Source organism: Cellulomonas composti, assembly GCF_007990245.1.
GTDB classification, from domain to species: Bacteria; Actinomycetota; Actinomycetes; order Actinomycetales; family Cellulomonadaceae; genus Cellulomonas; species Cellulomonas composti.
Genome location: NZ_BJWG01000003.1, coordinates 133,669 through 158,031, shown reverse-complemented (window position 1 = coordinate 158,031; position 24,363 = coordinate 133,669). Strand labels below are relative to the sequence as shown.

Here is a 24,363-nt window from a genome sequence, read left to right as displayed (position 1 = left end):
GTCCGGGCCCGGGGAGCCCGCCCGCGGTCAGTCGATCAGGCCGGTGCGGCGCGGCATGAGCAGCGCGAGCACGGCGCCCGCCCCGACGACGGCGGCGCCGACGAACGCGGCCGGCCGCAGCCCGGTGGCGAAGGCCTCCGGCGTGAGCGCGCCACCCGCGGCGGTGAAGACGGCCACGACGACCGCGACGCCGACCGCACCGCCGATCTCGCGGATCGTGGCGTTCACCGAGCTCGCGGTGCCGTGGTCGTCGGACCCCATGTCGGCCAGCACGGCCGTGGCCGAGGGGGCGAACGTCAGGCCCATGCCGACCCCCGCGAGGACCAGGCCGGGGACGAGGTCCGCGTAGACGGTCGCGTCGCCCACGACGAACGCCTGCCAGGCGAGGCCGACGGACTGCAGCGCGAGCCCGGTCGCCAGGAGCGGCCGCACGCCGACGCGCGGAGCGAGCATGCCCGCGATCGGCGCGACGAGCATGGGCGCCGCGGTCCACGGCAGCGTACGGATGCCCGCCTGCAGCGGCGAGTACCCCATCGCGACCTGGAAGTACTGCGAGAGCACGAAGACGGTGCCGAAGACGCCGACCGAGAACAGGAACGCAGTGGTGTTCGCGACCGAGAACGAGCGCACGCGGAACAGCGGCAGCGGCACGAGCGGGTACGCGGTGCGGGACTCGCGCAGCAGGAAGGCGCCGAGCAGCGCGATGCCCACGACGAACGAGCCGACGACGCGAGCCGACGTCCAGCCGTCGTCGTTGCCGTGGATGACGCCCCAGACCACCGCGAGGACGCCGAGGCCGGCGAGCAGGACGCCCGCGACGTCGATGCGCTGGAGGCGCCCGAACGACTCGGGCAGGACGCGCAGCACGAGCGGGACGGCGACGAGCGCGACGGGCACGTTGACCCAGAAGATCGCCTGCCACGAGATGCCCTCGACGACGGCGCCGCCGATCAGCGGGCCCAGGGCCACGCCGAGGCCGGACACCGCACCCCAGACGCCGATCGCCATGGCCCGACGGTTGGCGGGCACCGCCGCGGCGAGCAGGGTCAGCGACAGGGGCATGATCGCCGCGGCGCCGGCGCCCTGGACCGCCCGGGCGGCGATGAGGGCTCCGGCGGACGTCGCCAGGGCGGATGCGATCGAGGCGGCAGCGAACAGCGCGATACCCGCGACGAACACGCGCCGACGACCGAGGCGGTCGCCGAGGGTCGCGGCGGCGATCATGAGCGAGGCGAACGAGAGCGTGTAGGCGTTCACCATCCACTGCAGCTGTTCGAGCGAGGCGGACAGCTCGGTGCGCAGGACCGGCAGTGCGGTCGTCATGACGAGGTTGTCGAGCGTCGCCATGAACATCGGGAGCGACGCCGCGATCAGCGCGATCGCCGTGCCACCGCGACGCAGCGCGGGACCCGCGCCGCTCGTCGGCAGGGGAGAGGTGCGCTGTGGTTCGACGAGTCCCGGCGGGGTGGTGGTGGTCATGAGGGTTCCCCTGAGGCTTGTTGGCATTGAGTGATTACTAACAAGCGCCACGGTAGGCATCGGCTGATAACATGTCAACCATGCCCGGGACCTTGCCCTCTCCGCCGCCCACCGTCGGCGCCCGCATCGCCGCGGTCGCCGACCAGCCGTCCGCGCGGATGACCGGCGCCGAGCGCCGCGAGCAGATCCTCGCCGCGGCCCGCCGCGTGTTCGCCGAGAGCGGCTACGCCGCGAGCACCGACGAGGTCGCCCGCGCGGCCGGTGTCTCGCAGCCGTACGTCGTGCGCCTGTTCGGCTCCAAGCGTGAGCTGTTCCTCGCCGCGTACCAGCAGGCCGTCGACGAGGTGCTTGCCGCGCTCTCGTCGGCGCCGGCGGGGCCGGGCGCGCGCGAGGCGATGAGTGATGCGTACGTGCGGCTCCTGGCGGACCGCGACCTGTTGCGCCTGATCATGCACGGGTTCATCGCGGGCACCGACGAGGCCGTCGGGCGTGCGGCGCGGCACTGTCTCGGCGAGTCCTACCGGCTCTTCATCGAGCGCACGGGGGAGTCGTCGGACGAGGCCCGACAGTTCGTCGCGTTCGGCATGCTCATCAACGTGCTGATGGCGGTGGATGCGACCGCGCACGCGGGGGAGGACGCCGGTCTGGACGCGCTGGTGACGTGCGTCGGCGAAGCGGTGCAGGGTCGGGCGAGCGCGTGACCGACGCGCCGCGCCGGCCGACCGCACCCGACGGCGTCGTCGTCGTCGACAAGCCCGCGGGACTCACGAGCCACGACGTCGTGGCGCGGATGCGCCGGCTCGCGGGCACGCGCAAGGTGGGCCACGCCGGCACGCTGGACCCGATGGCCACGGGCGTGCTCGTCGTCGGCATCGGCCGCGCGACCCGACTGCTCACGTACGTCGTCGGTGCGGACAAGGACTACGACGCGACGATCCGCCTCGGGGTCGCGACGAGCACCGAGGATGCCGAGGGTGACGTCGTCGCCACGCACGACGCCGGGCATGTCGGGCGTGGCGAGGTCGAGCGGGCCGTCGCGGCGCTGACCGGCGACATCCTGCAGGTTCCGAGCGCGGTCTCGGCGATCAAGGTCGACGGTCGCCGCGCGTACGAGCGGGTGCGTGCGGGCGAGGACGTCGAGCTCGCGGCGCGACCCGCCAGGGTCAGCCGGTTCGACGTCGTCGCGCTGCGCGCGGAACGGATCGAGGTCGACGGCACGCCGCTCGCGGTGCTCGACGTGGACGTGCAGGTCACGGTCTCGTCGGGCACCTACGTGCGTGCGCTCGCACGCGACGTCGGCGTGGCCCTGGGCGTCGGCGCGCACCTGACGTCGCTGCGGCGCACGCGCGTGGGCGGGTACGGCCTCGACGTGGCGCGCACGCTCGACGAGCTCGGCGCCGTGCCGCCGGACCGCACGATCGACGTGCTCGCGCTCGCCGAGGCGGCCCGCAGCATCTTCCGGGTCCGCGCGCTGACGTGGGACGAGGCGCGTGCGCTGTCGTACGGGCAGCGGCTCGCCGCCGTTCGTGACGGCGCTGCCCTTGACGGTGCTGTCCCCGACGGTGCTGTCCCCGACGGTGCTGTCCCCGACGGCGCTGTCCCCGACGGCGTGGCCGATGACGACGAGGAGCGGCGGCCCGTCGCGGCGATCGCGCCCGACGGCACGCTCGTCGCGCTGCTCGAGCGGCGGGGGGCGCAGGACGTGCCGCTGCTGGTGTTCGCGCCGGCGTGAGCGCGCCCGACGCCGCCGCACCCGGCGGACCCATCTCGCAGGTGCGCGGCGAGCGGTGGCATGATCGGCGCGTGCTGCGCTGGTCGGACCTTGCCGAGATCCCTGCCGACTTCGGGCCCACCGTCGTCACGCTCGGCAACTTCGACGGCGTGCACCGTGGGCACGCGAGCGTGCTCCGGCGGATGTGCGCCGACGCGCGCGCGGCGGGCTGCGCGGCGGTCGCCGTGACGTTCACGCCGCACCCGTTGCAGGTGCACCGGCCGCAGGACGCGCCGCCGCTGCTGACGGGCGACGAGGACCGCCTCGAGCTGCTCGCGGCGACGGGTCTGGACGCCGTGCTGCTCGTGCCGTACACGCTCGAGTTCGCCCGACAGTCGCCGCGCGAGTTCGTCGAGCGCTACCTGGTCGACGGCCTGCGCGCCCGCACGGTCGTCGTCGGGCGCGACGTGCGGTTCGGGTGGCAGAACGCGGGCGACCTGTCGACGATGGTCGCGCTCGGTCGCGACCACGGGTTCGACGTCGAGGTGATCGACGACCTCCGGCCGTCGGTGACCGCCGACGAGGGTTCGGCGGAGGACCGTGCGGCCGACGAGCTGCGTCGGCGTTGGTCGTCGACCTGGGTGCGTGAGCTGCTCGAGGAGGGCGACGTCGTACGCGCCGCGCGGGTGCTCGGACGCCCGCACCGGCTGCGCGGCGTCGTCGTGCACGGGGACGCGCGCGGTCGCGAGCTCGGCTTCCCGACCGCCAACCTCGCGCCGGTCTCGAGCGGCCGGACGGCCGGCATGGTGCCCGCGGACGGTGTCTACGCGGGGTGGCTGCGGCGGACGCGGCGCCCGGACGGCTCGCCGGTTCCCCAGGAGGACGCCGAAGCGCTTCCCGCTGCGGTCTCGATCGGCACCAACCCGACGTTCGACGGTGTGGAACGGCGCGTGGAGGCGTACGTCCTCGACCGTACGGACCTCGACCTGTACGACGAGGAGGTCGTCCTCGAGCTCGTCGAGCGGCTCCGCCCGACGCTGCGCTTCGACTCGATCGACGCCCTCACGGAGCAGATGCACCGCGACGTGCAGGACGTCCGCGTGGTCCTCGATCGCGAGGCGTCCTCGCCGGATTGGCGGTGAGTGCTCATGCGGCGCACGTCGTCGTCCGATGAAGGGGGTGTGAAGCAGCGGGTGACCGGTTCCCGACGCGCTCTTGTGCGCGCCACGAGCGTCGTGTCGTCGGTCGTGCTCCTGTGCGTCGCGGGCGTGCTCGACCCCGCGGTGGCATCGGACGTGGGTGCGCAGTCCACCGCGCGCACGCGCGCCGACGTCGAGATGCGGTACCAGCGCTTCGCCAAGACGCTGACCGTGCCCGTCGGCTGGACCGGATCGGTGTCGGACTGCCGGACCGGTGCCGAGTCGCGCGAGTCGCGGACGGCGACCGTGCGCGCGATCAACATCGCGCGCTACCTCGTCGGCGTCGAGCCCGTCACGCTGCAGACGAGCACCGCTGCCAGCAAGGCGACGTCCGCTGCGCTGCTCATGCAGGCCAACGGGGCACTCGACCACTCGCCCACGCAGTCCGAGTTCCCCAAGTGCTGGTCGGCGGCCGGGGCGAGCGCAGCATCCCGGTCCAACCTCGCGCTGGGCGCGAGCGGGGCGCGCGCGATCGCCGCCTACCTCGCCGAGCCGGGCTCGGGCAACTCGGCCGCCGGGCACCGGCGCTGGATCCTCAACCCCGCCGCGACGCAGCTCGCCACGGGTTCGACGAGCGAGGCGAACGCGCTGACCGTCTTCGGGCTCGACGCGCCGGCCGCGACCGGGAGCAAGCCCGCCTGGATCCCGTGGCCCGCCGCGGGGTGGTTCCCGCAGCAGCTCGAGCCGAAGGGCCGCTGGTCGCTGTCCGCGACGGACTCCCGTATGCACTTCTGGTCGGCGGCCGTGCGGGTCGAGCGGCTGAATGCGGCCGGCGCCGTCGTCCAGGTCATGTCGGTGAAGACGCAGGAGGTGCGGGAGGGGTACGGGCCGAACACCGTCGTGTTCGACGTCGCCGGCGTCGCTCACCCGACGGGGAGCCACGTGGTGCGCTACCGCGTGAGCGTCTCCGGCATCACGAACGACGCCACCCCCGGGACGCGGCTGACCAAGACGTACGTCGTCTCGATGTTCGACGCCGACTGAATGGTGACGGTGCGCTGACTGAGCGCTGGTCGAGCGCTGATCGAGCGCCGACGGCGTGCGCGGGGCCGGCTGCGCGATTCGGGTCGACGGCGTCGGGCTGGTAGTCTGTGGGCGCCGTGTGATCGGCCGCGGAACCAGAGAGCCCGGGTGGACAAGCCCCGGAGCACCGCGCAACGAGTCAACCAGGAGAGCCGTGTCCCTCGACAACGCCACCAAGCAGGCCATCATGACCGAGTACGCCACGCACGAGGGCGACACCGGTTCCCCCGAGGTCCAGATCGCGGTCCTGACGCAGCGCATCAAGGACCTGACGGAGCACCTCAAGGAGCACAAGCACGACCACCACAGCCGCCGTGGCCTGCTGCTGCTCGTCGGTCGTCGTCGCCGTCTGCTCGGCTACCTGCAGAAGGTCGACATCAACCGCTACCGCTCGATCATCGAGCGCCTCGGCCTGCGCCGCTGAACCACCGGACCAGCCCGGACCCTCGTCGGGTCCGGGCTGGCCTGCTATGGCGCAGCCCGGCTGCGCCGCGAGCACGTCCAGCACCACCAGCACCACCAGCATCACCCACCCGCGTCGGCCCGCTCGTCCGGTCCTCGGTAGTGGCCCCCGGAGCTCGCCCTCGTGGCGGCTCCGAGGACCACGGTCGAAGACCGTCGCGGCCGGCCGGCGCCTTCGAGAACAAGGAGGGCACCCGTGGAGGGTCCCGAGATCCAGTTCGCCGAGGCCGTCATCGACAACGGCCGCTTCGGCACCCGCACCGTCCGCTTCGAGACGGGCCGCCTGGCCAAGCAGGCCGCCGGTGCCGCCGCCGCCTACCTGGACGGCGACACCATGCTGCTGTCGGCCACGACGGCCGGCAAGCACCCCAAGGACCAGTTCGACTTCTTCCCGCTGACGATCGACGTCGAGGAGCGGCAGTACGCCGCCGGCAAGATCCCCGGCTCGTTCTTCCGCCGCGAGGGCCGTCCCTCGACCGAGGCGATCCTGGCGTGCCGTCTGGTCGACCGCCCGCTGCGCCCGCTGTTCGTCAAGGGACTGCGCAACGAGGTCCAGGTCGTCATCACGGTCCTGGCGATCCACCCCGACGACGCGTACGACGTGCTCGCGATCAACGCGGCGTCGATCTCCACCCAGCTGTCCGGCCTGCCCTTCTCGGGTCCGGTCGGCGGCGTGCGCATCGCGCTCGTCGAGGGCCAGTGGGTCGCGTTCCCGCGCTACTCCGAGCGTGCGCGTGCGACGTTCGACATGGTCGTCGCCGGCCGCGTCGTCACGAACGCCGCGGGCGAGGCCGACGTCGCGATCGCGATGATCGAGGCCGAGGCGCCTGAGAAGTCGTGGAACCTCATCAAGGACGAGGGCCACCAGGCCCCGACCGAGGAGATCGTCGCGCAGGGCCTCGAGGCCGCCAAGCCGTTCATCAAGGCGCTGTGCGAGGCGCAGGCCGACCTCGCGTCGAAGGCCGCCAAGGAGACCCAGGTCTTCCCGACGTTCCCGGACTACCAGGACGACGCCTTCGCCGCGGTCGAGGCCGCCGCGTCGGCCCGTCTGGGCGAGGCGCTGAGCATCGCCGACAAGCAGACCCGCGAGAACCGCCTCGACGAGATCAAGGCGGAGATCCAGGGCGAGCTGGCCGAGGCGTTCGCGGGCCGCGAGAAGGAGATCTCGGCCGCGTACCGCTCGGTGCAGAAGAAGCTCATCCGCCAGCGCATCCTCACGGACGGCTTCCGGATCGACGGCCGCGGCCTGCGGGACATCCGCACGCTCGGCGCCGAGGTCGAGGTGCTGCCCCGCGTGCACGGCTCGGCGCTGTTCGAGCGCGGCGAGACCCAGATCCTGGGTGTCACCACGCTGAACATGCTCCGCATGGAGCAGCAGCTCGACACGCTGTCCCCTGAGACGCGCAAGCGCTACATGCACAACTACAACTTCCCGCCGTACTCGACCGGTGAGACGGGGCGCGTCGGCTCCCCGAAGCGCCGCGAGATCGGCCACGGCGCGCTCGCCGAGCGGGCGCTCATGCCCGTGCTGCCGACGCGCGAGGAGTTCCCCTACGCGATCCGTCAGGTCTCCGAGGCGCTGGGCTCGAACGGCTCGACGTCGATGGGTTCGGTCTGCGCGTCCACGCTCTCGCTGCTCAACGCCGGTGTGCCGCTGCGCGCGCCGGTCGCGGGCATCGCGATGGGCCTGGTCTCGGACACGGTGAACGGTGAGACCCGGTACGCCGCGCTCACGGACATCCTGGGCGCCGAGGACGCGTTCGGCGACATGGACTTCAAGGTCGCCGGCACGCGCGAGTTCGTCACCGCGATCCAGCTCGACACCAAGCTCGACGGCATCCCCGCCTCGGTCCTGGCCGGCGCGCTGACGCAGGCGAAGGAGGCTCGCCTCGCGATCCTCGACGTCATCGCCGAGGCGATCGACGTGCCCGACGAGATGAGCCCGTTCGCACCGCGCGTCATCACGGTGAAGGTCCCGGTCGACAAGATCGGCGAGGTCATCGGCCCGAAGGGCAAGATGATCAACCAGATCCAGGAGGAGACCGGCGCCGACATCTCGATCGAGGACGACGGCACGGTCTACATCGGCGCCACCGACGGTCCGTCGGCGGAGGCCGCGCGGGCGGCGGTCAACGCGATCGCGAACCCGCACATGCCGGAGATCGGCGAGCGCTTCGTCGGCACGGTCGTCAAGACCACGACGTTCGGTGCCTTCGTCTCGCTCTCGCCGGGCAAGGACGGTCTGCTGCACATCAGCCAGATCCGTCGGCTCGTCGGCGGCAAGCGCGTCGAGAACGTCGAGGACGTCCTGGCGATCGGCCAGAAGGTCCAGGTCGAGATCGGCGAGATCGACCCGCGCGGCAAGCTCTCGCTGCACGCGGTCGTCGAGGAGTCCGACGCGGCGGAGCAGCCCGCGCCTGCCGACGCCTGATGCCGCTGGACCTCCCGCTCGTGCGCTCGGGTCGACCGGGCGCCGAGCAGTCCGTCGGGCAGGACGGTGAGACGCACGTGCGTCGATCCGTCCTGCCTGGCGGGGTCCGGGTGCTGACCGAGCACATGCCCGGCCTTCGCTCGGCCACCATCGGCGCGTGGGTCGGCGTCGGGTCGCGCGACGAGGAGTCGGGGCACCACGGCTCGACGCACTTCCTCGAGCACCTGCTGTTCAAGGGCACCGCGCGCCGGACCGCGATGGACATCGCCGAGGCGTTCGACGCCGTCGGAGGAGAGGCCAACGCGGCCACCGGCAAGGAGCACACGTGCTACTACGCACGCGTGCTCGACACCGACGTCCCGATGGCGGTCGACGTCATCGCGGACATGGTGACCTCGGCCCGCCTCGACGCGGACGAGCTCGAGACCGAGCGTGGGGTCATCCTCGAAGAGCTCGCGATGAACGACGACGACCCGAGCGACGTCGTGCACGAGCAGTTCGCGGCCGCGGTGCTGGGCGCACACGCGCTCGGCCGGCCCATCGGCGGAACGCCGGAGACCATCCGGTCGGTCCCGCGTGAGGCCGTCTGGGAGCACTACCGCTGGCACTACCGGCCCGAGACGCTCGTCGTGTCCGCGGCCGGCGGCATCGACCACGACGCGGTGTGCGCGATGGTCGCCGACGCGCTCGAGCGTGGCGGCTGGGACCTCACGACGGACGCCGTGCCGGCGGGTCGTCGCGTGGCGACCGCGGGCGTGCGCCCGGGTGAGCAGGGCATCCCGGGCGAGGGTGTCACCACGTTCGTGCGGCGGCCCACCGAGCAGGCGAACGTCCTGGTCGGCGGCACGTCGCTGACGGCCACCGACGAGCGCCGCTTCGCGCTGTCCGTGCTCAACGCCGTGCTGGGTGGCGGCATGTCGTCGCGGCTGTTCCAGGAGATCCGCGAGAAGCGGGGGCTTGCGTACTCGACGTACTCCTTCGCGTCCTCGCACACCGACAGCGGGCTGTTCGGCCTGTACGCCGGGTGCGCCCCGGGCAAGGTCGACGAGGTCGTCGCGCTGATGGTCGCCGAGTGGGAGCGGATGGCGAGCGAGCCGATCACGCAGGCCGAGCTCGATCGCTCGATCGGTCAGATCTGCGGCGGCCTCGTGCTCGGTATGGAGGACAGCGGCTCGCGCATGACGCGCCTCGGCAAGGCCGAGCTGGTGCACGGCGAGCTGCTGAGCCTCGACGAGTCGCTCGACCGTGTGCGGGCCGTCACCGCCGAGCAGGTGCAGGCGCTCGCCGCCGACCTGGCCTCGCGTCCGCGGTCCGTGGTGCGCGTCGGGCCCGGCCCGCGCACGACCTAGCAACGCCCGACGGGGGGACGGGCGGCAGGCCCGTCCCCCCGTCAGGAGCGGTCCGTCAGGGGATGCCCAGGATCGTCTCGCACTGGAACCCGGTGTCGATGCCGGTCCCGCCCGCGCACCGGTCGACCGCGTCGCCGCCGTCGAGTCGGTCGTTGCCGGCATCGCCGAACAGCCGGTCCGGGCCCCCGTTGCCGTCGAGCCGGTCGTTGCCGTCGCCGCCGAACACGTCGTCGGCACCGGTGCCGCCCCGGACGGTGTCGTTCCCGACCCCGCCCTCGAGCCGGTCGTTGCCGCCGAGCCCGAACACGTTGTCGGCGCCGGCGCCCGCGACGATCCGGTTGATCCCGTCGTTGCCGCGCAGCACGTCGGCCAGCGGTGAACCGACGAGGTTCTCGACCTGGATGAAGGTGTCCGAACCCTGTCCGGTGGCCACACCGGTCACCAGGTTGACGTTGACCGCGGTCGCCGAGACGGCGTAGGTGACCGTGTCGATGCCGTCGGCACCCTGCAGGGTGTCGTCACCGGGTCCGCCGGAGAGCAGGTCGTCACCGGTCCAGCCGTCCAGGAAGTCGTTGCCCGGACCGCCCTCGATGGTGTCCCCGACGTCGTCGGTCGAGCCGCCGCCCGGGTTGCCGACCAGGGTGTCGTTGCCCCCCTCGCCGCGGATCTTGTCCGCACCAGAACCGCCCAGCACGGAGTCGTTGCCGAGACCCGCGAGCACGGTGTCGTCGCCGGCGTCACCGCAGATCCGGTCGTTGCCGGACAGACCGCGGATCAAGTCGTTGCCCGCGCCCGCGACGATCACGTCGACACCCGAGGTGCCGGTGATGACGTCATTACCCGAGGTGCCGACACGCGTGGCCGCCGCGCCGAAGCACATCGGTGCGGGTCCGTTCTCGATGTGCAGGTTGAGCAGGCCGTTCTGGCCCCCGAACCCCTCCACCTTGATGCGGTACGGCGTGCCGGCGTTGACCGGGAACTGCACGAGGCTGCGCAGGCCCGTCCCGGCGTCGTCGTCGAACGCGATGAGCGTGAGCCCGCTGATCGAGGAGCCGGTGAAGACGCTCAGCTGCGTGTCGAAGGTGGTGACGAAGCCGCCGCCGTCCTCGGTCGAGATCGTCGCGGTGCCGGTCGTCGCGGGCGTCCACTGCCACCAGACGCCGTTGTCGATGCCGAACGGCCCCGGTTCGCCGGTCTCCGAGTCCGAGCAGACCGTGAAGTCGAAGTCGTTGATCGGCCCGTTGCCGCTGAAGACCTCGGGGCTCGCGAAGTCGTTGTTGTTCACGGTGCGGGTCGCCGCGTCGAGCACGTTGATCCGCTTGCGTGTGACACCGGATCGTGTCACGTCCACACCCGTGGCGTCGAGGTTCGCGGCCGCGGCGTCCTTGGTGATGGGGTTGCCGTTGCCGTCGACGCACTCGCGCAGGAGCGCGAACGCGCCGGTCACGTGCGGGGCCGCCATCGAGGTGCCCTGCTTCGAGGCGTGGTTGTCACCGGTGGGCACGGGTGCGTCGATGTCGACGCCGGGAGCCCACCAGCGCATCCCTGAGCTCGAGTTGGTGAACGAGGCGGGGACGTCGGAGTCGCTGGTGGCGCCGATCGCGAAGGCGTTCGTCGCGCAGCCGGGGAAGCTCATGGCTCCCGCGACCCCGTTGTTGCCGGCCGCGACCACGACGGCCACGCCGGCGTTCTGGAGCGTCGCGAACAGCGCGTTCGTCGTCGGGTTGACCGCGTTGCACGCGGCGTCGCCGGGCGCGAACGTCGCGTTCGTCCCGATGCTGAGGTTCACCGACACGATCCGTGGCAACGACGAGCCGCGCAGCGCGATCACGCGCGACAGGGCCAGGTCGATCGCCGAGAACTGCGCGGTCCAGCGCGTGCTCGTCGGGTTGTCCTGCGCGACCTTGATCGCGACGATCCCCGCGCCGCGTGCGACGCCCTCGTGACCGCCCGTGAAGAAGCTGCCCGCCGCGATGCCGGCGACGTGCGTGCCGTGGTCGCAGTCGGTGGAGTGCGTGCACTCGTCCGCGCTGCCCACGGCGGTCGACGAGTTGGTGCCGCCGAGGCACGAGCTGTCGGTGACGTAGCACGCCTGCGACACGATGCGGCCGGTGAACGCGTTGTGCTGGTTGTCCACGCCCGAGTCGATGACCGCGACCTGGTACTGGCCGGCACCGCCCTCGAAGTTGTTGCCGAGCACGCCGGCCGCGTTGAGCAGGTCGGAGTCGATGACGCCCGTGCTGGACGCGAGCTCGGCCGACGCCGTGCCGTCGAGCACGACCGAGCCCGTACGGGAGTCGGCCAGGAGCGCGTCGAGACCGGCGGACGTCAGGGTCCACACGGCCGAGGGGAGCAGTGCGTTCTGCTGGACGAGTCGCGAGCCGGTTCCGGCGAGCGTGCTGGTCAGGTGCGTCTGCGCGTCCCGCGTCAGCTTCGCCTGCGCCGCGGTCGCGGCCGGCGAGGTCCCGAGGTCGGAGCGCAGCGCGCCGTCGAGCGTCACGATCACCCGGGCGCTCCCCGTGGCCGCGAGCTGCGCGGCCACGGCGTCGACGGACGCCGTGTCGGGTTCGCTCGGTAGCGTCACGGGGACGGTCCGGTCCGGAGCCGGGGCGGCCTGGCCGGCGACGTCCTGCTGCGTGCGGGTCGCCGTGCCGATCGGCCCGAGCGGTTCCGTCTTGTGGAGCTTGTCGCCCCCGAGGACACCTGGGGGTGCGAGCTCGTCGTCGCCCACGTACCCGGTGTAGCCGTCGAACTCCGGCTCCGCGGAGCCCTGCGCGTTCGGCTCGCCGGTCGTGGTCGCGGCCTGCGCCCCGACCACCCCTGTGAGCGCGAGCGCAAGTGCGGCCAGGGCGCCGAACGCGGTACGTGTCAGGCGGTGCCGCGTCCGATGGACGTGCGGCCCGCGCGGTGTGGTCGTTCCTGCAGCGTGCATGGTCGTCCCCCTCGAGTGTGATGTACGTCACGACGTTAGCCACGTCCGGGTGTCGATTCATCACCCATTGCCGGGTGATTTGTCCGAATATGCGAGTGCCGCAGGCATCTGTATTCCGCTGAGCCCGATGTCCCGCCGGGGGAGCGATGATGGGTCCATGACGGCGACGGCATCATCGACGAGCTCAGCGGCACCCGCGTACCGGCGGTTCGACACGGTCGAGCCGTTGCTCGTCGAGCACGCATGGGTGGCGCGGACCACGGCTCCCGCGCTCGAGGTGCTGCTGCCGGACGGGCGCGGGCTCCTGCAGCTCGAGGTCGCGACGCCGGCGATGCTCGTCGACATCGCGCCGGACGGCGTGCACCGACCCGACGAGGACGGGATCCGCGGCCCCGCGGCCCGCACGAACGTCCGAGAGGAGCGCGGCCCCAGCGTCCGGGCCGGCGTGCAGCTGCACCCGCTCGCGCTGGCCCGTCTTCAGGTGGGTGGCGTGGTCGACTCGACCCTGCCGCTGTCCAGCGTCGTCGGGCCCGAGGACGCGGCCCGCGCCCGTGCAGCGCTGCTCGCGGGCGACGACGAGAGCGCGGTCCACCTGCTCGTCGCGGCCCTCGTGGCGCGAGCGCACCCGATCGACGAGGACCTCGAGGCCTTCGGCGAGGTGATCGCGACGCTCGACGCCCAGCGCGGGCTGCTGCCGCCGCCGGAGATCGCGCGGGCCGCCGAGGTGACCGTCAGCACGCTGCACCGTTGGTCGGTGCGCCACCTGGGTGTGGATCTCGCGCAGTACCTGGCCGCCGTGAGGTTCTCGGCGTTCGTCCGCGAGGCCGTCGGACCCGGTCCGGTGCGCCCGTCGGATGTCGTCGCCGCCCTGCGCTGGTACGCCCAGGCCGGCTACCCGCCGCGCGAGGTCGAGCGGTTCACCGGCTGCACGCCGGTCGAGCTGCGCCGCCTCGAGGAGCGGCTCGCCGCCTTCGTCGGAGCCCCGCCCGCCTGACGGACGGCGCCGGAAGCGCGACTAGGCTGGCCGCGTGGACGAACGCATCAGGGTGGCCGTGCTGGGTGCGGGCGGACGCATGGGGGCGACCGTGGCCGCCGCGGTCGAGGCCGCACCGGATCTCGAGCTGGTCGCCCGGCTCGACGCGGGCGACGACCTGGCCCGCGTGGCGCAGGCCGGCGTGCAGGTCGCCGTGGACTTCACGGTGCCGGCCGTCACCGAGGTGAACGTGCACGCGATGGTCGACGCCGGCGTGCACGTGGTCGTCGGGACGACCGGCTGGGACGACGCCGCGCTCGCACGCGTGCGCGACCACCTGGCCGACCGGCCCGGCGTCGGCGTGCTCGTCGCCCCCAACTTCGCGATCGGCGCCGTGCTGACCATGGCGTTCGCGGCCCGGGCCGCGCGCTGGTTCGAGTCGGTCGAGATCGTCGAGCTGCACCACCCGGACAAGGTCGATGCACCCTCGGGGACGGCCGCCCACACCGCGCACGGCATCGCGCAGGCCCGGGCCGCCGCCGGGCTCGGTCCGAGCCCCGATGCGACGACCCAGTCGCTCGAGGGTGCGCGCGGCGCGCTCGTCGACGGCGTGCGCGTGCACGCGGTACGGCTGCGCGGCCTGACCGCGCACGAGGAGGTCCTGCTCGGCAACCCCGGCGAGCAGCTCACACTGCGGCACGACTCGTTCGACCGGACCAGCTTCATGCCCGGTGTGCTGCTCGCGGTCCGGCGCGTGGGCGCTCTGCCCGGCCTGACCGTCGGGCTCGAGCACCTGCTCGACCTGTGACCGTGGCCACCCGGACCCGTTCGCGCACCGTCGCGATCGCCGCGGCGGTCGCCCTGACCGGCCTGCTCGGGCTCTACCTGTGGCTCGCGGCGAGCCGCGCGCTCGCGATGATCGGCACGGGGGAGCCCGTCGGCATCGCGTTCGGGCTCGCTTTCCTCGTGCTGCCCCTGCTCGTGGTCTGGCTCGTCTGGCGCGAGTGGGCGCTCGCGATCACCGTCCAGCGCATGGCTGACGAGCTCGCGGAAGCGGGTGAACTGCCGGTCGACGACCTGCCTCGATCACCGGGCGGACGCATCGACCGCGTCGCCGCCCGCGCGGCGTTCGACCCGGCGCGCGAGGACGCACAGGCCGCACCCGACGACTGGCGCTCCTGGTACCACCTGGCGTTCGCCTACGACGCCGCGGGGGACCGCCGCCGTGCCCGCGAGTCCCTGCGCCACGCCAAGCGCCTCTACGACGAGCCCGCCAGGACCTCCTGAGCGCAGGGCCTCAGATCGACGCCCACCAGCGGTGCTCGCGGACCGTGCGGGTGGAGCCGTCGGGCAGCGTGCCCGTGGCGAGCTCGCGCACGGTGTCGTCCGGGCCCAGCCCCGCCCCGGCGAGGAACTGCGCGCGGGCGGCGTCGCCGTCGAGCACCCAGGTCAGCACCTGGTCCGCGCCGTCCTCGCGCAGCAGGTCCACCGCGGCGGCGAGCAGGCGTGAGCCGTGACCGCCACGCTGGTGGCCCGGATCGACCTCGAGCGCGAGGATCACGCCGCCCGGGGCGGCCGCGGGACCCGGCGCGGCCACGGGCGCGGTGGACGCGAAGCCGACGACGGTCGCCCCGGCGCACGCGACGAGCACGCGGTGACCGGCCGGCGGCGCCGTGATCGCGGTCGCCCACTGCGTGACGATCGCCTCCGCGTCGAGCAGGTCGAGCGAGTCACCGAGGACCTGCGCGTGCGCGATCCGCCACGCGGCGAGCTGGATCGCGCCGATCGTGCGCTCGTCGCCCGGCACGGCCGGGCGGACCGAGACGTCGGAGGTCTCGGTGAACAGCGTCACCGGGTCACCGTGACTTCGTCGTCGCTCGCCGGGTGGGCGGGTGCGTGGCTCGGCAGCGCGCGGGCCGGGTGCTTCACCGACATCCGGTCGATCCAGGCCAGCGCGACCGCGGAGACGATGAACGCGAGGTGGATGAGCGTCTGCCACAGCAGCGGCTCGGAGCCGTGCTCCTGGATGGTCGACTCCGCCTCGATGAAGCTCGCGAGCAGGTGGATCGACGAGATGCCGATGATCGACATCGCGAGCTTGGTCTTGAGCACGTTCGCGTTGACGTGCGAGAGCCACTCCGGCTGGTCGGGGTGGTCGTCGAGCCGGATCCGCGACACGAACGTCTCGTAACCGCCGATGATGACCATGATCAGCAGGTTCGCGATCATGACGACGTCGACGAGGCCCAGCACGGCGATGATCATCGTGCCCTCGTCGAACGTGACCTGCTCGCCGTGGCTCGTCGTGTGCCCCGTGAACAGACCGACGCCCAGGTGCCACAGGGACGTCATGAACTGCCACACGTAGAACGACTGCGCGACGATCAGCCCGAGGTACAGCGGCAGCTGCAACCATCGGGACGCGAAGATGAGCGTGCCGACCGGGGATCGGCGCAGGGTGGTCGGGGTGGCCTCGGCCATCGGTCCTCCGGGTGGCGGGGGCCGCTCGTCGCGGCCTCGTCGTCGGGCGAGGGTACAACGCGCGACCGTCGTGCGACGTGCCCGCCGTTCGGACGGGGCTCAGGGCATGCCGAGCGCGCGCAGCAGGGCCGCGGTCAGCGCGGCGAGCACGACCACGACGATGAACGGCGCGCGCAGCACGAGCGCGACGGCGGCGACCGCGAGCGCGGGCAGCCGGGCGTCGGCGACCAGCTCGCTGCCGCTCGTCGCGGCCTGCACCGCGACGAGCGCGGACAGCAGCGCCACCGTCACGAGCGCGGCCGTGCGGGCGACGCGCGGTTGCGCGAGCCAGTGCTCCGGCACGAGGTGCCCGACGAGCTTGAGCACGAACACCACCGCCGAGCCGGCGAGCACCGCGACCCACAGCGTCGTGTCGCTCATGCGTCCTCGCGTTCGTCGGACGTCGGAGCCGGCCGGGCGTTGGTCGGGGACGTGGTCGGGGCCGTGGTCGGTGCGACGGCCGGCGGGGCGAGCGCGCCCGCGACGATCGCGACGACCGCCGCGAGCAGGACGGGGACGCCCGCCGGCAGCAGCGGCGTGGTCGCGAGCGCGACGACGACGGCGGCGGCCGCGACCGTGCGCGCGAGCGAGTCGCCGAGGCGCGGCCAGACGAGCGCGAGGAACGCGGCGGCCGCGGCGGCGTCGAGCCCGTACCGGCGCGGGTCGCCGAGCGTGTTGCCGAGCAGTGCGCCGAGCAGCGTGAACGAGTTCCAGAGCACGAAGACGCCGACGCCGGTCCACCAGAAGCCCGCCCGGGCGGCGGGGCCGGGTGGGTGCACGGTGGCGACCGCGGTGGACTCGTCGATCGTGAGCTGGGCCGCCAGCAGGCGACGCACGCCGTGGACGCCGAGCAGCGGCGAGACCTGCGGCCCGTACAGCCCGTTGCGCGCGCCGAGCAGGCCCGCGGTCGCGATCGCGGCGCCTGCCGCGCCACCCGCGCCCAGCACGCCGATCGCCGCGAACTGCGAGCCGCCGGAGAACATCAGGAGCGAGAGCGCCATCGTCTGGGCGGTGTCGAGACCGGCGGCGACGCTCAGCGCGCCGAACGAGACGCCGTACAGCCCGGTCGCGAACGCGACCGAGACGGCCTGGCGGCGGGCGGCGCGCACGTCGGCGACGACGGCGTCGTCGAGCGGCTCCGGACCCACGCGGGCCACTGTCGCACACGGCGCGCGTCGGGTGCCCTGCGGTGTGGTCGTGCTACGTACGATGTCCGGCATGACCGTGCCCGCCGCCGTGCCAGTCGCCGCGCCCGCCGCCGTGCCCGTCGCCACGCCCTACGAGGACCTGCTGCGCCTCGTGCTGGAGACCGGCACGCGCAAGTCCGACCGCACGGGCACGGGCACACGGTCGCTGTTCGGCCACCAGCTCCGGTTCGACCTGTCGGCGGGGTTCCCGCTCGTCACGACGAAGCGCGTGCACCTGCGTTCGGTCGTCTACGAGCTGCTGTGGTTCCTGCGCGGCGACTCGAACGTGCGCTGGCTGCAGGAGCACGGCGTGCGGATCTGGAACGACTGGGCCGACGAGGACGGCGAGCTCGGCCCCGTCTACGGCGTGCAGTGGCGCTCGTGGCCCACGCCCGACGGCGGTCACGTCGACCAGATCGCGCAGCTCGTCGAGAACCTCCGGGCGAACCCCGACTCGCGGCGGCACATCGTCTCGGCGTGGAACGTCGCCGACCTGCCGGACATGGCGCTCATGCCGTGTCACGCGCTGTTCCAGTTCTACGTCGCCGACGGCCGCCTGTCGTGCCAGCTCTACCAGCGCTCGGCGGACCTGTTCCTCGGCGTGCCGTTCAACATCGCGTCGTACGCGCTGCTCACGCACATGGTCGCGCAGCAGGTGGGGCTCGAGGTCGGCGACTTCGTCTGGACCGGCGGCGACTGCCACGTCTACGACAACCACGTCGACCAGGTCCGTGAGCAGCTCTCGCGGGAGCCGTATCCCGCGCCGACGCTCCGGCTGCGCCGGGCGCCCTCGATCTTCGAGTACACGTTCGAGGACGTCGAGGTCGAGGGGTACCGCCACCATCCTGCGATCGCCGCGCCGATCGCGGTCTGAACACCGATGACGAGGGGGTGCGCGTGCACGTCGGACTGATCTGGGCGCAGTCGCCCACCGGGGTGATCGGGGTCGACGGCGCACTGCCGTGGCACGTGCCCGAGGACCTCGCGCACTTCCGTGCCGTGACGACGGGCCGGCCGGTCGTGATGGGGCGCGCGACGTGGGAGTCCCTGCCGGAGGCGTACCGCCCGCTGCCGGGGCGCCGCAACGTCGTGCTGTCCCGTTCGGGCTTCGAGGCACCGGGGGCGCTCGTCGTCGACGAGCTGCCGGCCGCGCTCGCGGCGGCCCGCGCGTCGGGGACGTCCCAGGGCTCCGACGAGGTCTGGGTGGTCGGCGGCGGCGCCGTGTACGCCGCGGCGCTGCCGCTCGCGGACCGCGTCGAGGTGACGGTGGTCGACGTCGGGACCGCCGGGGACACGCACGCGCCGCACCTGCGGCCCGACGAGTGGCGGCTCGTGGGCGCCGACCCGGCGGGCGGATGGCACACCTCCCGCACCGGGCTGCGCTACCGGTTCCAGTCCTACCGCCGCGCATGAGCGATCGGTGTGAGACCGCGGGCGGGCCGATCGGCCGGGGGCGGTAGCGTGTGCCCATGCCGCAGGTGACGTCGTCCGTCCGCCCGTTCGGGGCGGTGCTGTCCGCGATGGTGACGCCGTTCGACGAGGCCGGTGAGCTCGATGTCGCCGCGGCGGTCGCGCTGGCCCGCCACCTCGTCGACACCGGCCACGACGGTCTGGTGCTCAACGGCACGACCGGTGAGGCACCCACGACGCACGCCCCCGAGAAGGCCGAGCTCATCGCTGCGGTCGTCGAGGCGGTCGGGGACCGCGCGTACGTCGTCGCGGGCGCCGGTTCGAACGACACCCTGCACGCGGTGCGGATGGCCGAGCAGGCCGCCGAGGCCGGCGCGCACGGCCTGCTCGTCGTGAGCCCGTACTACTCGCGGCCCTCGCAGGCCGGGATCGTCGCGCACGTGCGCGCCGTGGCGGACTCGACCGACCTGCCGGTCATGCTCTACGACATCCCCGGCCGTGCCGGGGTGCGCCTGTCCGCGGCGACGGTCGACGAGCTCGGTGAGCACGAGCGCGTCGTCGCCATGAAGGACGCCACGGGCGACGTGGCGGCCGCCGCCCGCGGGATCGCGCGCACCGGTCTCGCCTGGTACTGCGGCGACGACGGCCTGCTGCTGCCGTTCCTGTCGGTCGGCGCCGTGGGCGTCGTCGGAGTCGCGACGCACGTCGTCGGCGCCGCGTTCGCACGGGCCGTGGCGGCGTGGGACGCGGGAGACACCGCGGGGGCTCTGCGCGCGACCACGTCGGTCCAGCCCGCGGTCGACGCCATCAACGGCGCGGGGTTCCAGGCGGTCTACGCCAAGGCCGCGCTGGAGGTCGTCGGGGTGCTGCCGCGACGCACCGTGCGCCTGCCGTACCTCCCGGCGACTGACGACGAGGTGCGCGACGTCGCCGCCGGTCTGAGCGCCGCCGGCCTGCTCGACGGACGTCCCGACGGGCGTCACGACGAACTTCTCGCAGGCGGGTCGCGGCACGACGCGCCCGCCTGACCACCAGGCGCCGTCGCGGCGCCGCACGATCGACCTGGAGAGCATGTGAGCCACCCCCACCCGGAGCTCGCCTCACCGCCCCCGCTGGCCGACGGCGCGCTGCGCATCGTCGCGCTCGGGGGGCTCGGTGAAGTGGGCCGCAACATGGCCGTCCTCGAGTACGCCGGCCGACTGCTCGTCGTCGACTGCGGCGTCCTGTTCCCCGAGGACCACCAGCCCGGCGTCGACCTGATCCTCCCGGACTTCGACTACATCCGGGACCGGCTCGGCGACATCGAGGCGATCGTCCTCACGCACGGGCACGAGGACCACATCGGCGCCGTGCCCTACCTGCTGCGGCTGCGCTCGGACATCCCGCTCGTCGGTTCCCGGCTGACGCTCGCGTTCGTCGAGGCCAAGCTCAAGGAGCACCGCATCCAGCCTGTCACGCGCGTCGTGCGCGAGGGGCAGGTCGAGCGGTTCGGCGCGTTCGAGTGCGAGTTCGTCGCGGTGAACCACTCGATCCCGGACGCGCTCGCGGTCGCGGTGACCACGCCGGCCGGCACGGTGCTGCACACGGGCGACTTCAAGATGGACCAGCTGCCGCTCGACGGTCGCATCACGGACCTGCGCGCGTTCGCGCGACTCGGTGAGCGCGGCGTCGACCTGTTCATGGTCGACTCGACCAACGCCGAGGTCCCCGGTTTCGTGCCGCACGAGCGCGACATCGGCCCGGTGCTCGACACCGTGTTCGCCGCGTCGCACCGGCGGATCGTCGTCGCGTCGTTCGCATCCCACGTGCACCGCGTGCAGCAGGTGCTCGACGCGGCCGCGTCGCACGAGCGGCACGTCGCGCTCGTCGGACGCTCGATGGTGCGCAACATGGCGATCGCGTCCGAGCTCGGCTACCTCAAGGTGCCTGACGGCGTGCTCGTCGACCTCAAGGCGGTCGACGACCTGCCCGACGACCGCGTCGTGCTGATGTGCACGGGCTCGCAGGGCGAGCCGATGGCGGCGTTGTCGCGGATCGCGAACAACGACCACAAGATCAGCGTCGGTCCCGGGGACACCGTGATCCTGGCGTCCTCGCTCATCCCCGGCAACGAGAACGCGGTGTTCCGGGTGATCAACGGGCTGACCCGGCTCGGTGCGCGCGTCGTCCACTCCGGCAACGCGAAGGTGCACGTCTCGGGGCACGCGTCGGCGGCCGAGCTCCTCTACTGCTACAACATCCTGCGGCCGCGCAACGTCATGCCCGTGCACGGCGAGGTTCGTCACCTCGTCGCGAACGGCGCGCTCGCGGTCTCGAGCGGTGTCCCCGCCGAGCGCGTGCTGCTCGCCGAGGACGGGGTCGTGGTCGACCTCGCGGACGGTGTCGCGCGGATCGTCGGGTCCGTGCCCTGCGGCTACGTGTACGTCGACGGCTCGTCGGTGGGGGAGATCACCGAGGCCGAGCTCAAGGATCGCCGCATCCTGGGCGACGAGGGCTTCATCTCGATCTTCGCGGTGATCTCGTCGGCTGACGGCAAGGTGCTCGCCGGACCGCAGATCCACGCGCGGGGGTTCGCGGAGCAGGACGGCGTGTTCGAGGGCATCCTGCCCGAGCTCACGCGCGCGTTGGAGGAGGCCGCCGCCCAGGGCGCGACCGACGTGCACCAACTCCAGCAGATCATGCGGCGCGTCGTCGGGCGCTGGGTCAGCAACCGCCTGCGCCGCCGTCCGATGATCATCCCGGTGGTCGTCGAGGCGTGACGTCGCTCCCCGCCGGACCGCTGTGCGGGAAGGCAGGGAGCTGGTCGGCCTCGACGGGCCCCGGCGGGCGAACGCCGTCCGGTGCCTCCGGGGGCTGGTGCGCAGGTGCTCCGCGAAGTGCGCGCGGGAGCAGCTCGGCCTCCGGCTCGTCGGCCGGCCGCGACCGGCGCGAGGCGGCGGCCGAGCCCAGCAGGATGAGCGCCATCCCCGCCAGGACGCCCCACGTGATCGGCTCGTCGAGCACGACGGCTCCCAGGCTCACCGCGACGACCGGGTTGAGGTAGGCGACGAGCGTCGCGCGGGCGCCGCCGACCTCGCCGATGAGACCGAAGAACAGGACGAACGCGAGCGCGGTGCACACCACGCCGAGGGTGACGAGCGAGAGCACCGCGGGCGTCCCAGGCACCGGGTGCGGGCCCGTGACCAGCACGATCGGAAGGTAGACGAGCGCGCTCATCGCGAGGCAGGCGGTGGTCAGCGGGATGGCAGGCACGGTGCCGAGCCGCCGCTCGGCGATGATCGGGGCGACCGCGTAGCCGACCGCCGCGAGGATCACCTGCACCACGGCCCATGCGTCGTCAGCCGCGGCGCCAGGCCCGAGCAGCACCGCGACGCCGCCGAGCCCGACGGTCAGACCGACCCAGCGCACGGCCGCGACGTGCTGCCGGTCGACCAGGCGCCCGACGACCACCGCGATGATCGGCACGGTGGCCACGAGCAGGCCCGTCGTCGAGCTCGACAGCGTGCGCTCGGCGTTGGACAGCAGGAACCACGGGCCCACGATCTCGAGCAGCGCGAACGCCACGGCCGCGGGCCAGTGCCCGCGCAGCGCGCGCAGGCCGCCCTGCCGCCACGCGAACGGCACCAGGAGGAGCGCACCGATCGCGGTGCGCGCCAGCACGACGCCTGCCGGCGTCACGTCCTCGACGGCCACCTTGATGAGCAGGTACGGGACGCCCCAGATGACGCCCATCGCACCGAGCAGGATCCAGCCACGTCTGGTCACGCCGAGAACCTACGCTCCACCACTGACACGGCGTCCCGCCGGTCCGTCGACGGGACGAGCCCCGGTGGCTCAGCAGATGGCGACGGAGTCGTCCGCTGTCCCGGTCATCGCCCATGCGCCGAGCACGTCACCGGCGCACCAGCCGTGCACCGCGCGGCCGGCCACCGCACGCGCCGGTCCGGCGCCGTCGCCGAGCACGCACAGGTCCGCGGCCGCGCCGAGGTCGCCGACCCCGGCCTTGATCAGCGCCTCCTTGCGGACCCAGAGGTCGGTCGCGGCGTGCTCGGGTGACGCCGACGCCTCGACCCAGTGGCGCTCGGCGGACGAGAACGCCGACGCGGGAACGGCCTGGGCACGCTCGACGTCCACACCGACCCGCGGCGTGCCGGCGTCCGGCCCGGGACCGACCACGACCGCGAGCGCTGCCACGTAGCCGCGGGTGTGCGACAGGCTCACCGCGAGACCGTCGTGCCCGGCGATCGTCGGGACGCCGTGGTCGTCGCCGCCGCAACCGGGGCAACGCTGCCGCAGCACGAGCCCGCGAGCGGTGACGCCGAGCGCGTCCGCCGCGCACCGGCGCACCAGCAGGTGCGCCGCGGTGTACGCCGCCCGGTCCGCGACGTCCGTGAGCCGGTCGCGGCGCGCACGCTCGGCCGGGGTCAGCGCCGCGTCGTCGAGCGCCCCTGTGGTGACGGGGCGAAAGCGCACGACGACGCGTGGCCGGTCCGTCACCGCGGTCCTGCTGCGCTGCCGGTCATCCGCCGTCACCTCGCTCGTCACGTCGGTCCTCTCGTGGCAGCCCGGCCCGCGCGACCTCGGCGGCGATCACCGCGCCCACCTCGTCGGCCACGGGGCGCCGGACGAGCGCGCCGTGCGTGGCCTCGACGTGGACCACTCGCAGGTCGCCACGGACCCACGGCGTCCAGCCCGCGGCGTCCACCCACGTCTCGGGCCGCGGTGCGGCCGCCACGACGAGTGTCGCATCGCCCGGCAGCGGGGTCTGGCGGGACGTCCGCACGAGCCGGGCGGCCTCGACGACCGACGCGACGCACCCGCGCAGAACGGTCTCCGGCAAGGAGCCCACCGCGCTGCCGGAGCGCCGCAGCAGCCCGAGCACCTCGTCACGCTCGAGCCGCCCGGCCGGCGCGTCGAGCCCGCCGAGGCGCAGGACGCCGACCATCACCTCCTGGTCGTCGGGCTCTGCGAGGTGTGCCCACTGCTCGGCGGGGTACCCGGCCCAGCGGGATCCCGACCCGGAAGGTGGCCGGATCGCCCTCGACGGCCCGCCGGGCGCCCTCGGCCGCGTCGGGCCACAGGTCGCGCTGCATCGGGGTGTCGGTGCTCCCGGGCTCGACGACGTTGCACCGGATCCCGCGCGCGGCGAGCTCGAGGCCCGCGCATCGGGTGAGTGCCGAGACGGCCGCCTTGGACGCGGCGTAGGCGAGCATGCCCGTGCGGGGCACGCGGGCGGCGTTCGAGCTCACGACGACGACCGCGCCACCGTCGCGCAGCCGCGGCGACGCCGCTTGCAGGCAGTGCAGGACGCCCGTGGCGTTCACCGCGAGGTGCCGGTCCCAGCTCGCGCGGGTGACGTCGAGACCCGCGGGCTCGAGCACCCCGGCGGCGCAGACCAGCCCCGTGAGCGGACCGAGGGTCTCGTGCGCCGTGGCGATCGCGTCGTGCACCGCGCTCTCGTCGGCCACGTCGACCGGGACGGCGAGCGCGCGCACGCCGTGCCGCTCGCCCGCACGGGCGGCGACGGTGGCGAGAGGGTCGGCGTCGCGGTCCAGCAGCGCGAGCGCGACACCCGCGTCGGCGAGGCGGTGCGCGACCGCCCGCCCGATGCCGGAGGCGGCACCGGTGACGACGACGACCGAGTCGGAGGGGAACATACGATGATGGTAAGGACAGGCTTACCTGAC

General features: G+C 73.4%; 24 protein-coding genes. 14 read left to right on the top strand and 10 right to left on the bottom strand.

Going from position 1 to position 24,363, the window contains the following annotated elements; all coding sequences use genetic code 11:
- Positions 1-27: 27 nt before the first annotated feature.
- Positions 28-1,479, bottom strand: a complete 1,452-nt coding sequence (locus tag CCO02nite_RS04910; protein ID WP_146841932.1) for a DHA2 family efflux MFS transporter permease subunit — start codon at positions 1,477-1,479, stop codon at positions 28-30.
- Between the two features lie 80 nt (positions 1,480-1,559).
- Between CCO02nite_RS04910 and CCO02nite_RS04905 the strand changes: the two genes are divergently transcribed.
- From CCO02nite_RS04905 to CCO02nite_RS04875, 7 genes are all read left to right on the top strand, one after another.
- Complete coding sequence (locus CCO02nite_RS04905; protein WP_246117351.1) at positions 1,560-2,180, top strand: TetR/AcrR family transcriptional regulator; 621 nt, start codon at positions 1,560-1,562, stop codon at positions 2,178-2,180.
- Positions 2,177-3,211 (top strand): tRNA pseudouridine(55) synthase TruB, encoded by a 1,035-nt coding sequence (truB, locus tag CCO02nite_RS04900; RefSeq protein ID WP_146841931.1) that lies wholly within the window; start codon positions 2,177-2,179, stop codon positions 3,209-3,211. The genes CCO02nite_RS04905 and truB overlap by 4 nt, the downstream gene beginning before the upstream one ends.
- Before the next feature lie 71 nt (positions 3,212-3,282).
- The gene (locus CCO02nite_RS04895; RefSeq protein WP_146842121.1) at positions 3,283-4,332 is read left to right on the top strand and encodes a bifunctional riboflavin kinase/FAD synthetase; all 1,050 of its coding nucleotides are present in this window, start codon (positions 3,283-3,285) and stop codon (positions 4,330-4,332) included.
- Positions 4,333-4,371: 39 nt separating this feature from the next.
- Positions 4,372-5,373 carry a CAP domain-containing protein gene (locus tag CCO02nite_RS04890; protein WP_146841930.1) on the top strand — a complete coding sequence of 334 codons (1,002 nt, stop codon included), beginning with the start codon at positions 4,372-4,374 and terminating at the stop codon, positions 5,371-5,373.
- 193 nt (positions 5,374-5,566) lie between these two features.
- A complete protein-coding gene (gene rpsO / locus CCO02nite_RS04885; RefSeq protein WP_146841929.1) occupies positions 5,567-5,836 on the top strand; it encodes a 30S ribosomal protein S15 in 270 nt (89 codons plus the stop codon).
- Positions 5,837-6,070: 234 nt separating this feature from the next.
- Positions 6,071-8,305: a polyribonucleotide nucleotidyltransferase gene (locus tag CCO02nite_RS04880; protein WP_146841928.1), complete on the top strand. Its 2,235-nt coding sequence runs from the start codon at positions 6,071-6,073 to the stop codon at positions 8,303-8,305.
- The gene (locus CCO02nite_RS04875; protein WP_146841927.1) at positions 8,305-9,654 is read left to right on the top strand and encodes a M16 family metallopeptidase; all 1,350 of its coding nucleotides are present in this window, start codon (positions 8,305-8,307) and stop codon (positions 9,652-9,654) included. The genes CCO02nite_RS04880 and CCO02nite_RS04875 overlap by 1 nt, the downstream gene beginning before the upstream one ends.
- Positions 9,655-9,709: 55 nt before the next feature.
- Here CCO02nite_RS04875 and CCO02nite_RS04870 read toward each other — a convergent pair whose 3' ends face one another.
- Positions 9,710-12,586 (bottom strand): S8 family serine peptidase, encoded by a 2,877-nt coding sequence (locus CCO02nite_RS04870; protein ID WP_146841926.1) that lies wholly within the window; start codon positions 12,584-12,586, stop codon positions 9,710-9,712.
- A 157-nt stretch (positions 12,587-12,743) separates the two neighbouring features.
- On the opposite strand from CCO02nite_RS04870, the gene CCO02nite_RS04865 reads away from it, so the two are divergent.
- The 3 genes from CCO02nite_RS04865 to CCO02nite_RS04855 are packed head-to-tail and all read left to right on the top strand — an operon-like array spanning position 12,744 to position 14,846.
- Complete coding sequence (locus CCO02nite_RS04865) at positions 12,744-13,580, top strand: helix-turn-helix domain-containing protein (protein WP_146841925.1); 837 nt, start codon at positions 12,744-12,746, stop codon at positions 13,578-13,580.
- 34 nt (positions 13,581-13,614) lie between these two features.
- The gene (gene dapB, locus CCO02nite_RS04860; protein WP_146841924.1) at positions 13,615-14,367 is read left to right on the top strand and encodes a 4-hydroxy-tetrahydrodipicolinate reductase; all 753 of its coding nucleotides are present in this window, start codon (positions 13,615-13,617) and stop codon (positions 14,365-14,367) included.
- A gap of 2 nt (positions 14,368-14,369) precedes the next feature.
- On the top strand, positions 14,370-14,846 hold the full coding sequence (locus tag CCO02nite_RS04855) for a hypothetical protein (RefSeq protein WP_146841923.1): 477 nt from the start codon (positions 14,370-14,372) through the stop codon (positions 14,844-14,846).
- Positions 14,847-14,856: 10 nt separating this feature from the next.
- On the opposite strand, the gene CCO02nite_RS04850 is transcribed toward CCO02nite_RS04855, so the two are convergent.
- The 4 genes from CCO02nite_RS04850 to CCO02nite_RS04835 form a co-directional block, all read right to left on the bottom strand.
- Positions 14,857-15,411, bottom strand: coding sequence for a GNAT family N-acetyltransferase (locus tag CCO02nite_RS04850; protein WP_146841922.1), 555 nt, complete (start codon positions 15,409-15,411; stop codon positions 14,857-14,859).
- Positions 15,408-16,040, bottom strand: coding sequence for a TIGR00645 family protein (locus tag CCO02nite_RS04845; protein WP_146841921.1), 633 nt, complete (start codon positions 16,038-16,040; stop codon positions 15,408-15,410). The genes CCO02nite_RS04850 and CCO02nite_RS04845 overlap by 4 nt, the downstream gene beginning before the upstream one ends.
- 99 nt (positions 16,041-16,139) lie before the next feature.
- Positions 16,140-16,460, bottom strand: a complete 321-nt coding sequence (locus CCO02nite_RS04840; RefSeq protein WP_146841920.1) for an AzlD domain-containing protein — start codon at positions 16,458-16,460, stop codon at positions 16,140-16,142.
- A complete protein-coding gene (locus CCO02nite_RS04835; RefSeq protein WP_246117350.1) occupies positions 16,457-17,227 on the bottom strand; it encodes an AzlC family ABC transporter permease in 771 nt (256 codons plus the stop codon). The genes CCO02nite_RS04840 and CCO02nite_RS04835 overlap by 4 nt, the downstream gene beginning before the upstream one ends.
- Before the next feature lie 70 nt (positions 17,228-17,297).
- On the opposite strand from CCO02nite_RS04835, the gene CCO02nite_RS04830 reads away from it, so the two are divergent.
- Genes CCO02nite_RS04830 through CCO02nite_RS04815 form a run of 4 tightly spaced genes read left to right on the top strand, consistent with a single transcriptional unit; the run spans position 17,298 to position 21,435 of the window.
- The gene (locus tag CCO02nite_RS04830) at positions 17,298-18,140 is read left to right on the top strand and encodes a thymidylate synthase (protein WP_186812578.1); all 843 of its coding nucleotides are present in this window, start codon (positions 17,298-17,300) and stop codon (positions 18,138-18,140) included.
- A 23-nt stretch (positions 18,141-18,163) separates the two neighbouring features.
- A complete protein-coding gene (locus tag CCO02nite_RS04825; RefSeq protein WP_146841918.1) occupies positions 18,164-18,679 on the top strand; it encodes a dihydrofolate reductase in 516 nt (171 codons plus the stop codon).
- 56 nt (positions 18,680-18,735) lie between these two features.
- Positions 18,736-19,704: a 4-hydroxy-tetrahydrodipicolinate synthase gene (dapA, locus tag CCO02nite_RS04820; protein WP_146841917.1), complete on the top strand. Its 969-nt coding sequence runs from the start codon at positions 18,736-18,738 to the stop codon at positions 19,702-19,704.
- Between the two features lie 45 nt (positions 19,705-19,749).
- Entirely contained in the window at positions 19,750-21,435 is a 1,686-nt protein-coding gene (locus CCO02nite_RS04815) for a ribonuclease J (RefSeq protein WP_146841916.1), read from the top strand.
- On the opposite strand, the gene CCO02nite_RS04810 is transcribed toward CCO02nite_RS04815, so the two are convergent.
- The 4 genes from CCO02nite_RS04810 to CCO02nite_RS04795 form a co-directional block, all read right to left on the bottom strand.
- On the bottom strand, positions 21,410-22,441 hold the full coding sequence (locus CCO02nite_RS04810; RefSeq protein ID WP_222593136.1) for a DMT family transporter: 1,032 nt from the start codon (positions 22,439-22,441) through the stop codon (positions 21,410-21,412). The genes CCO02nite_RS04815 and CCO02nite_RS04810 overlap by 26 nt on opposite strands.
- A 69-nt stretch (positions 22,442-22,510) precedes the next feature.
- Entirely contained in the window at positions 22,511-23,221 is a 711-nt protein-coding gene (locus tag CCO02nite_RS04805) for a 4'-phosphopantetheinyl transferase family protein (protein WP_146841915.1), read from the bottom strand.
- A complete protein-coding gene (locus CCO02nite_RS04800) occupies positions 23,196-23,621 on the bottom strand; it encodes a hypothetical protein (RefSeq protein ID WP_146841914.1) in 426 nt (141 codons plus the stop codon). The genes CCO02nite_RS04805 and CCO02nite_RS04800 overlap by 26 nt, the downstream gene beginning before the upstream one ends.
- Positions 23,563-24,333, bottom strand: coding sequence for an SDR family NAD(P)-dependent oxidoreductase (locus tag CCO02nite_RS04795; protein ID WP_146841913.1), 771 nt, complete (start codon positions 24,331-24,333; stop codon positions 23,563-23,565). The genes CCO02nite_RS04800 and CCO02nite_RS04795 overlap by 59 nt, the downstream gene beginning before the upstream one ends.
- Between the last annotated feature and the right edge of the window lie 30 nt (positions 24,334-24,363).

Bases quoted from the DNA above. Each gene is read 5' to 3' on its own strand.
- CCO02nite_RS04910 (WP_146841932.1), bottom strand. From the start codon at position 1,479: ATGACCACCACCACCCCGCCGGGACTCGTCGAACCACAGCGCACCTCT.
- CCO02nite_RS04905 (WP_246117351.1), top strand. From the start codon at position 1,560: ATGCCCGGGACCTTGCCCTCTCCGCCGCCCACCGTCGGCGCCCGCATC.
- CCO02nite_RS04875 (WP_146841927.1), top strand. From the start codon at position 8,305: ATGCCGCTGGACCTCCCGCTCGTGCGCTCGGGTCGACCGGGCGCCGAG.
- CCO02nite_RS04870 (WP_146841926.1), bottom strand. From the start codon at position 12,586: ATGCACGCTGCAGGAACGACCACACCGCGCGGGCCGCACGTCCATCGG.
- CCO02nite_RS04865 (WP_146841925.1), top strand. From the start codon at position 12,744: ATGACGGCGACGGCATCATCGACGAGCTCAGCGGCACCCGCGTACCGG.
- CCO02nite_RS04845 (WP_146841921.1), bottom strand. From the start codon at position 16,040: ATGGCCGAGGCCACCCCGACCACCCTGCGCCGATCCCCGGTCGGCACG.
- CCO02nite_RS04840 (WP_146841920.1), bottom strand. From the start codon at position 16,460: ATGAGCGACACGACGCTGTGGGTCGCGGTGCTCGCCGGCTCGGCGGTG.
- CCO02nite_RS04830 (WP_186812578.1), top strand. From the start codon at position 17,298: ATGACCGTGCCCGCCGCCGTGCCAGTCGCCGCGCCCGCCGCCGTGCCC.
- dapA (WP_146841917.1), top strand. From the start codon at position 18,736: ATGCCGCAGGTGACGTCGTCCGTCCGCCCGTTCGGGGCGGTGCTGTCC.
- CCO02nite_RS04800 (WP_146841914.1), bottom strand. From the start codon at position 23,621: ATGGTCGGCGTCCTGCGCCTCGGCGGGCTCGACGCGCCGGCCGGGCGG.
- CCO02nite_RS04795 (WP_146841913.1), bottom strand. From the start codon at position 24,333: ATGTTCCCCTCCGACTCGGTCGTCGTCGTCACCGGTGCCGCCTCCGGC.